At 68.6% G+C, this 6,223-nt stretch carries 9 protein-coding genes; 5 read left to right on the top strand and 4 right to left on the bottom strand.

Annotated features, from left to right (window positions below; genetic code table 11):
• Positions 1-99 precede the first annotated feature (99 nt).
• The gene (locus tag NQU54_RS01255; protein ID WP_257629329.1) at positions 100-807 is read right to left on the bottom strand and encodes a TetR/AcrR family transcriptional regulator; all 708 of its coding nucleotides are present in this window, start codon (positions 805-807) and stop codon (positions 100-102) included.
• Positions 808-899: 92 nt separating this feature from the next.
• Here NQU54_RS01255 and NQU54_RS01250 point away from each other — a divergent pair, with 92 nt between their 5' ends.
• Positions 900-1,703, top strand: coding sequence for an SDR family NAD(P)-dependent oxidoreductase (locus NQU54_RS01250; RefSeq protein ID WP_257629328.1), 804 nt, complete (start codon positions 900-902; stop codon positions 1,701-1,703).
• Positions 1,704-2,119: 416 nt separating this feature from the next.
• Here NQU54_RS01250 and NQU54_RS01245 read toward each other — a convergent pair whose 3' ends face one another.
• Positions 2,120-2,335: a hypothetical protein gene (locus NQU54_RS01245; RefSeq protein ID WP_257629327.1), complete on the bottom strand. Its 216-nt coding sequence runs from the start codon at positions 2,333-2,335 to the stop codon at positions 2,120-2,122.
• The gene (locus tag NQU54_RS01240) at positions 2,335-2,736 is read right to left on the bottom strand and encodes a hypothetical protein (protein WP_257629326.1); all 402 of its coding nucleotides are present in this window, start codon (positions 2,734-2,736) and stop codon (positions 2,335-2,337) included. The genes NQU54_RS01245 and NQU54_RS01240 overlap by 1 nt, the downstream gene beginning before the upstream one ends.
• Before the next feature lie 107 nt (positions 2,737-2,843).
• Between NQU54_RS01240 and NQU54_RS01235 the strand changes: the two genes are divergently transcribed.
• The 4 genes from NQU54_RS01235 to NQU54_RS01220 all read left to right on the top strand — a co-directional run bounded on the left by NQU54_RS01235 (position 2,844) and on the right by NQU54_RS01220 (position 5,329).
• On the top strand, positions 2,844-3,680 hold the full coding sequence (locus NQU54_RS01235; protein WP_257629325.1) for a helix-turn-helix domain-containing protein: 837 nt from the start codon (positions 2,844-2,846) through the stop codon (positions 3,678-3,680).
• Positions 3,677-3,886: a DUF397 domain-containing protein gene (locus NQU54_RS01230; RefSeq protein ID WP_257629324.1), complete on the top strand. Its 210-nt coding sequence runs from the start codon at positions 3,677-3,679 to the stop codon at positions 3,884-3,886. The genes NQU54_RS01235 and NQU54_RS01230 overlap by 4 nt, the downstream gene beginning before the upstream one ends.
• 143 nt (positions 3,887-4,029) lie before the next feature.
• A complete protein-coding gene (locus NQU54_RS01225) occupies positions 4,030-4,383 on the top strand; it encodes an ATP-binding cassette domain-containing protein (RefSeq protein WP_257629323.1) in 354 nt (117 codons plus the stop codon).
• A 172-nt stretch (positions 4,384-4,555) separates the two neighbouring features.
• Positions 4,556-5,329 carry a glycosyltransferase family 2 protein gene (locus NQU54_RS01220; RefSeq protein WP_069865688.1) on the top strand — a complete coding sequence of 258 codons (774 nt, stop codon included), beginning with the start codon at positions 4,556-4,558 and terminating at the stop codon, positions 5,327-5,329.
• A gap of 87 nt (positions 5,330-5,416) precedes the next feature.
• Here the strand turns inward: NQU54_RS01220 and NQU54_RS01215 are convergent, their stop codons facing one another.
• Positions 5,417-6,163 (bottom strand): SDR family NAD(P)-dependent oxidoreductase, encoded by a 747-nt coding sequence (locus NQU54_RS01215; RefSeq protein ID WP_257629322.1) that lies wholly within the window; start codon positions 6,161-6,163, stop codon positions 5,417-5,419.
• Positions 6,164-6,223: the final 60 nt, after the last annotated feature.

Below are 6,223 nucleotides of genomic sequence, written 5' to 3'. Positions count from 1 at the left end.
TTCGGCTCGGCGGGAGTTGGTCGGCTTGCCCTGCCGCAACCGGACGGCCGCGATGACCGGCCGGGTGGTCGGGGTGCAGATCGTGGGTGGGTGCCGCTGTCAGACCCCGTCCGTCCGGTGCGGTCCGGTCAGGTCCATTCGTGGGGCCGGTGGGAGCGGGCCGGGGCGGGACGGGGGATGGGCCTGGAAAGACTGGAAGAGATAGGTGAGGAGGCGGCGGGCGGCGGGCAGCGCGGTTTCGGGGGGTTGGCCGGCCAGGCCGCTCACCGCCAGGAGGAGCAGGGGGATGTCGGCGGTGTCGAAATCCTTGCGGAGCTGCCCGGCGTCGAGGGCGCGTTGGACCAGGTGGTTCAGGCCCGCCTCGGCGCAGGCCCGTTCGCGGCCGCAGTCCAGTGCCTCAGGGAAGCCGGTCATGAACACGGTGTCGAAGCCCCGGTCGGTCACCAGCGTGGTGCACACCGTTTCCAGGAGGGTGTAGAGGCCGTGTCCGGGGTTGGGGTCGGCCAGTGCCTCTTCGAAGACGGTTGCGCACTCGGCGAGCTGGTCGTCGAAGGCGGCGGCGAGGAGTGCGGAGCGGGTGGGGAAACGGCGGTAGAGGGTGGCGACGCCGACGCCGGCCCGGCGGGCCACCGTGCTCATGGGTGCGTCGATGCCCTGGGCCGCGAAGACCTCGCGTGCGGCTTTCAGGACGCGTTCGCGGTTGCGGCGGGCGTCGGGGCGCAGGTCCGCGGGAAGCCTGTCGATGGCCGTTCCCAGGGGCGCTGCGGAGGCGGGATCGTCTGTGTTGTGAGAGATTTCGGCAGGCATGTTTCTCACTTGCCGGTCAGGTGGACGGTGCCGTCCATTTACGTGGTTGCGTGAGTTAACCAAGTCTATCGGCCTCCAGCCCGAGGAGAATCATGCAGGACCTGTCCCGTCTGTCCGGTACCACGGCGCTGATCACGGGGGCGTCGGGCGGCATAGGCGCCGAGTTCGCCGCCAGGCTCGCCCAGCGCGGTGCGGACCTCGTCCTCGTGGCCCGATCAGGCGACAAACTGGAGGCGCTCGCCTCGTCTCTGCGCTCCGCACACGGAGTGCGCGTGCTGACGGAGAAGCTGGACCTGTCCGAGCCCGGGGCGCCGCGGGCAATATTCGAGCGGACCGTCGAGCATGGGATAGAGGTCGGTTTCCTCGTTAACAACGCGGGCGGCGGGGTCGGCGGGGCAGCGGCGAAAGCCGATCCGGCGGGCGTCGCGGCGATGGTGAACCTGAACGGGCAAGCCGTGGTGGAAAGCACGATCCGCTTCCTGCCGGGCATGGTCTCACGTGGCCGTGGAACGATCGTGAACGTCACGAGTGCTTCCGCGTTCCTGCCCACGCCGTACCTGGCCGCCTACGCCGGGAGCAAGGCGATGGCGCAGTCATTCACACTGGCAGTCGGTGCCGAGGTCGCCGACGCGGGCGTCCGGGTGCTGGCGGTCTCTCCGGGGGTGACCGTCACAGGGCAGAAGTCCGAGGACATTCTGCCCGCAATGGCGAGATTGGGTGGGCTGCGGCAGCCGGAGCAAGTCGTCACCACCGCTTTCCGCGCCCTGGGTTCGCGCAAGGCGTCGGTGGTCGACGGCCGCCGCAACGCGCTGTTCGCCCGCCTGGTCCAGCGCCTTCCGGATCGGACGGCCCGCGCGCTGGGACGCCGGATGACGACGAGGCTCACCGGCTTTTGAGCGACGCCAGCAGCGGGTGCAGAGTACGGATGCCCTTGAACCGGCCGACCTGAGCGCCCTGTTTGGCGCAGACCGCCGATGCGGCATGGGAAGATCGCATCTCGCGGGTGTTCTCTCGATCGGGTGCAATGGAACCGTAGGAAGTCCTATCGTCCCAGGCCAGAGGGCACCCGCCGCGCGGTCATGTCCGGCTGCTGGACCCACTGTCGACCGGTGGATCGAGGCTTGACTGACGGACGGTGTTCACAACGTGGTCCGGCCCCGTTCGCCATGGTGGGTCTATGGCGAACGGGGCCGGGGCGGCCTGTGGAGCTGTGGCCCCGGTCATCTGCCACAGAACGCGCGGAACGTCCGGAGCCGGGACCGTTCACCCCCGGACCGCGCACGAGATCGGGGGCACGGGGCGGACGGTAGACTCAGGGCCGCTTGAATCTGTCGGGGTTGTTGTGGTCGCGATGGCGGGGGCACTGGCATGGCGGCCACGCTTGCCCCAGCGAGTAGGCGTCGCCCTTCTCCCCGTCGAGGACGGCCACGATCGCGCGCCGGGCGGTGACGATCCCGTTGTGCGCCATGGTGTAGACGCGCATCGTCATCTTCGGATGTTCGTCCCGGTCAGGCCGGTTGGCGGCCATCAGCGGCCCTCCTCTCCCGCTACGGGGGCGAGGAGTTGGAGCAGGCCGCGCAGGCTTCGCTTCATTGCGCCGAGGTGGTAGGTCAGTTCTTCGGGTGTGGCGCCGGCCAGGTCGAGGGTTTCGGCTCCCGTGAGGGTCTGTCCGGCGACGATCAGTACGGCCTGTTCGAGGCCGCCGCGGGTGGGCTTTCCGGCCGCGACGCACGCGGGGCACAAGCCCGAACGCGGCGCGGTGGGGTGGTGGGGCCCGAAGTCGCCGGGGGCGGCGCACAGAGGGCACCCGGGGGAGAGGACGGGGGCGGCCCGTCCATCGGCGGTCACCGGATCACCAACCTCCAAGCGGTTGAGGGTCACGCCCCCGGACCGGTCGGACGGTCGCGGGGGTTTTGCAACGTCGGCCACCGACCACTCCTCTCCGTAGTGATGTGATTACCAAGGAGGTTCAGCGTGACCTTCAGCGGGGAATCATTCAACTGATCAGATAGGAACGGATGGATGGTGAACGCCCCTTGAACCGCAAGGAGTTACACCCGGACAGCAGTCCGCTGGCCGCCTTCGGGGCCCGCCTGCGCAGCTTGCGTGAAGGTCGTGGCTGGACGCAGGAGGACCTGGCGGGGCGGACGGGATATTCCAGCGTGCACGTTTCGGCCATCGAAACTGCTCGGAAGCCTCCAACTCTTCGGTTTGTGCGCAGTACAGACGGCGCCTTCGGCACCGAGGGGACGGCGGATTCGTTCGAGCGCGAGTGGCGCGAGATCCGCCACGGCAGCCTGTTGGAGGGCTTCCCCGAGTACGTGGGGCACGAGGGCCGGGCAGCGGAGATCCGGCTGTACGAAGTGGGCGTCATCCCCGGTCTGCTCCAGACGCCGGAGTACGCGACAGCCCTGGCGGAGGGCGACGTCAAGCGGGGAGCGATCACCGCCGAGCAGGCGCAGGAGCGGGTGGCGCTTGTCGCGGAGCGGCAGGCCGCGCTCGTCCGGACGCGCCCGCCGCTGATCTTCGTGGTGCTGGACGAAAGCTGTCTCCGTCGGCCCATCGGCGAGCCCGCCGTCATGGACGCCCAGTTCGCGCGGCTCGCCGAGTTCGCCGAGCTGCCGAACACCGTGCTCCAGATCGCCCCGTTCGACATGGGGACGCGCCGCCCGTTCAGCCTGCCGCTCTACATCCTGACGATGTCGGACCGTTCGCTCATGTCCTACGCGGAGTCGGCCCAGCGCGGCCATTTCGAACGGGAAAACACCTCAGTGGTGCCCATGCTGACGGCCTACCATCAGCTACAGGCCGAAGCGCCTTCTCAGGCTCAGTCTGTAGCCATGATCAGTCAGTTGCTGAAGGGCACCCCATGACGACCGAATCCCCCCGTTGGTTCAAGTCCTCGTACAGCGAACACGGCGGCGCCTGCATAGAGGTCGCCGCCAACCTCGTCGCCTCGCGCGGCGTGGTCCCCGTCCGTGACAGCAAGGACCCGCACGGCCCGGCGCTCATGTTCGACCCGACCGCCTGGTCGTCGTTCGTCTCCGCCGTCAGGCACGGGGAGTTCCCCACCACCTGACCCATCACAGCAACCAGCCACCGAAGCGATCGGCCCCCGGACCGGGGGCCGTCGTCGTTCGGGCACACCGCCGCGCCGCCCGCGTCCGGCGACGCTCCGTCCGCCGCCCACCAGGGTTGGCCGACGCGATATGCGGCTCAGCGGTGGTGGTCGAGGAAGACGCGAGCTCCAACTGGGGCGGCACCGACCTCTCCGGCGGACAATGGCAGCGCATCGCCGTAGCCAGGGCTTTCTACAGGGATACCGCCGTGCTGATGCTGGATGAGCCCACGTCCGCGATGGATCCGCGGGCCGAGCACCTGGTCATCGGCAGGTTCAAGCAACTCGCCGAGGGCAAGGCCGCACTCTTCGTGACCCACAACCTGGACAACGCCCGTATCGCGGACCGCATCATCGTTCTCGACGGCGGCCGGATCGTGGAGTCGGGGACCTTCGAGTCTCTGCTCGACGCGTCCGGATTGTTCGCTGAGCTGTACAAACTTGCTCAAGATCGGTGAGAACCGGTGGTCAGCCCGCTAAGTTGTGGTCGTGCTCAGCGGCGAACTTCCGCGCCTGCGGGACCGGGGACGGCCAGCCCACCATGGTGCGGATGTTGGCGTGGTTCAGGTGCACCGGGTGCATCTGTCGGCCTGGCCACGTGTAGTAGAGGCTCTTACAAGGAGAAGCGCCGTGCCCCTGGTTTCCGTGGTGATGCCCGTGTACAACTCGGCAGCCACTCTCGGCGCAGCGATTCGATCGGTGCTCACGCAGACCCACAGCGATCTGGAGCTTCTGGTCACCGACGACAAATCGTCCGATGGCTCTATGGACCTGCTCATGGAATTCGCCCGGCAGGACGAGCGCGTCCGGCCGGAATCGGCGCCCGAACAGGGTGGTGCGGGCCGGGCGCGGAACCTCGCCATCGAACGGGCCAGGGGGGATTACGTCGCCTTTCTTGACAGCGACGATATGTGGCTCCCGAAGAAACTTGAGCGGCAAACCGACTTCGCGGCGACGGCTGATGCGCCTTTGACGTTCACCTCCTACTACAAGATGGACGCCGACCACGACGGCGAGAGCACCGATTTCGTCCCGAACGGGCGGGTGATTCGGGCGCGGGAACACGTGGACTACCGCGCGATGCTGGTCCAGGACCACATCGGGGCCCTGACCGCCATGTACGACCGCACCGTCCTCGGCACGAGGCTGATGCCGGAGATGCGTAAGCGACAGGACTACGCCTTGTGGCTGTCGATCATGCGTGACGGTCATGACGCCCGCGGCCTTCCCGAGCCGCTGGCGGTGTACAGGGCTCACCGCGCGGGATCGCTGTCCTCGAACAAGCTGTCGCTCGTCCAGTACAACTGGGCGCTGTACCGGGAACACGAGCGGCTGTCGGTTCCCCGGTCGACGCGGGCGTTGGCCGGGGCCGTGTGGCAGTCGCTGCGTAACTCGCGGATCTAGGCAGGTGCGGGTGAGGGGTCGCGGCCATTCGGCGATGGCGGCCGCCACCGCCGTCCGCGGCCGCCCGCTGTCAGCCGCGCGGTCGGGCTATGCGCCGTATCCGCCGTCGATCCTCAGCACTGCGCCGGTGACGTAGGAAGCCTGCGGGCTGGCGAGGAAGACGACGCCTGCGGCGATCTCCTCCGGCCTGCCGTACCGCCCCATGGCCGTGGTCGGAAGGAACATGGATGCGGCCGGGCCGTCGGCGGGGTTTCCTTCGGTGTCGATGAACCCGGGCTGGATGACGTTGACCGTGATGCCCCGGTGCGCCAGATCGCGGGCTGCGCCCCGGCTGAAGCCCTCGAGGGCCGACTTCGTGCCCGTGTAGTACGCCATCCCCTGGAAACCCGCCCGAGTGGCCACACCCGAGCTGATGCTGACGATCCGCCCGCCATCGGGCAGCAACGGCACCGCCGCCTGGATCCCGGCCACCACGCTGGTGTAGTTGACGGCGAGCTGCCGCTCGATGGCGGCCTGGTCGAGGAGCTCGCTGTCGACGAGGCCGCCACCACCCGCGGCCGCGTTGTTGACCAGAATGTCCAGCTTCCCGAGCTGTTCGACCACGCGCCGGATCAGGCCCGCCGCCTGCGTCGCGTCCGCCTGGTCGGCCTGGAAAGCCGCCGCACGCACTCCCTTCGCCTCCAGCTCCGCGACCACTGCCTTGGCTCGTTCCGCCGAGGACGAGTAGCTGATCGCGACGTCGGCTCCTTCGTCAGCCAGCGCCAGCGCCGACGCCGCCCCGATCCCCCGCGACCCGCCGGTGACGATCGCCACCTTGTTGTCCAGCTTTCCCATGTGCTTCCCACTTCCCTAGGTCAACGTGCCCCGGAGTTCTTGACTGCGCGGTCCACCATA

Source organism: Streptomyces malaysiensis subsp. samsunensis (genome assembly GCF_024519315.1).
Classification (GTDB): domain Bacteria; phylum Actinomycetota; class Actinomycetes; order Streptomycetales; family Streptomycetaceae; genus Streptomyces; species Streptomyces malaysiensis.
The sequence above is the reverse complement of the archived record's forward strand: the minus strand, read 5'-3'. Positions and strand labels throughout refer to the sequence as shown.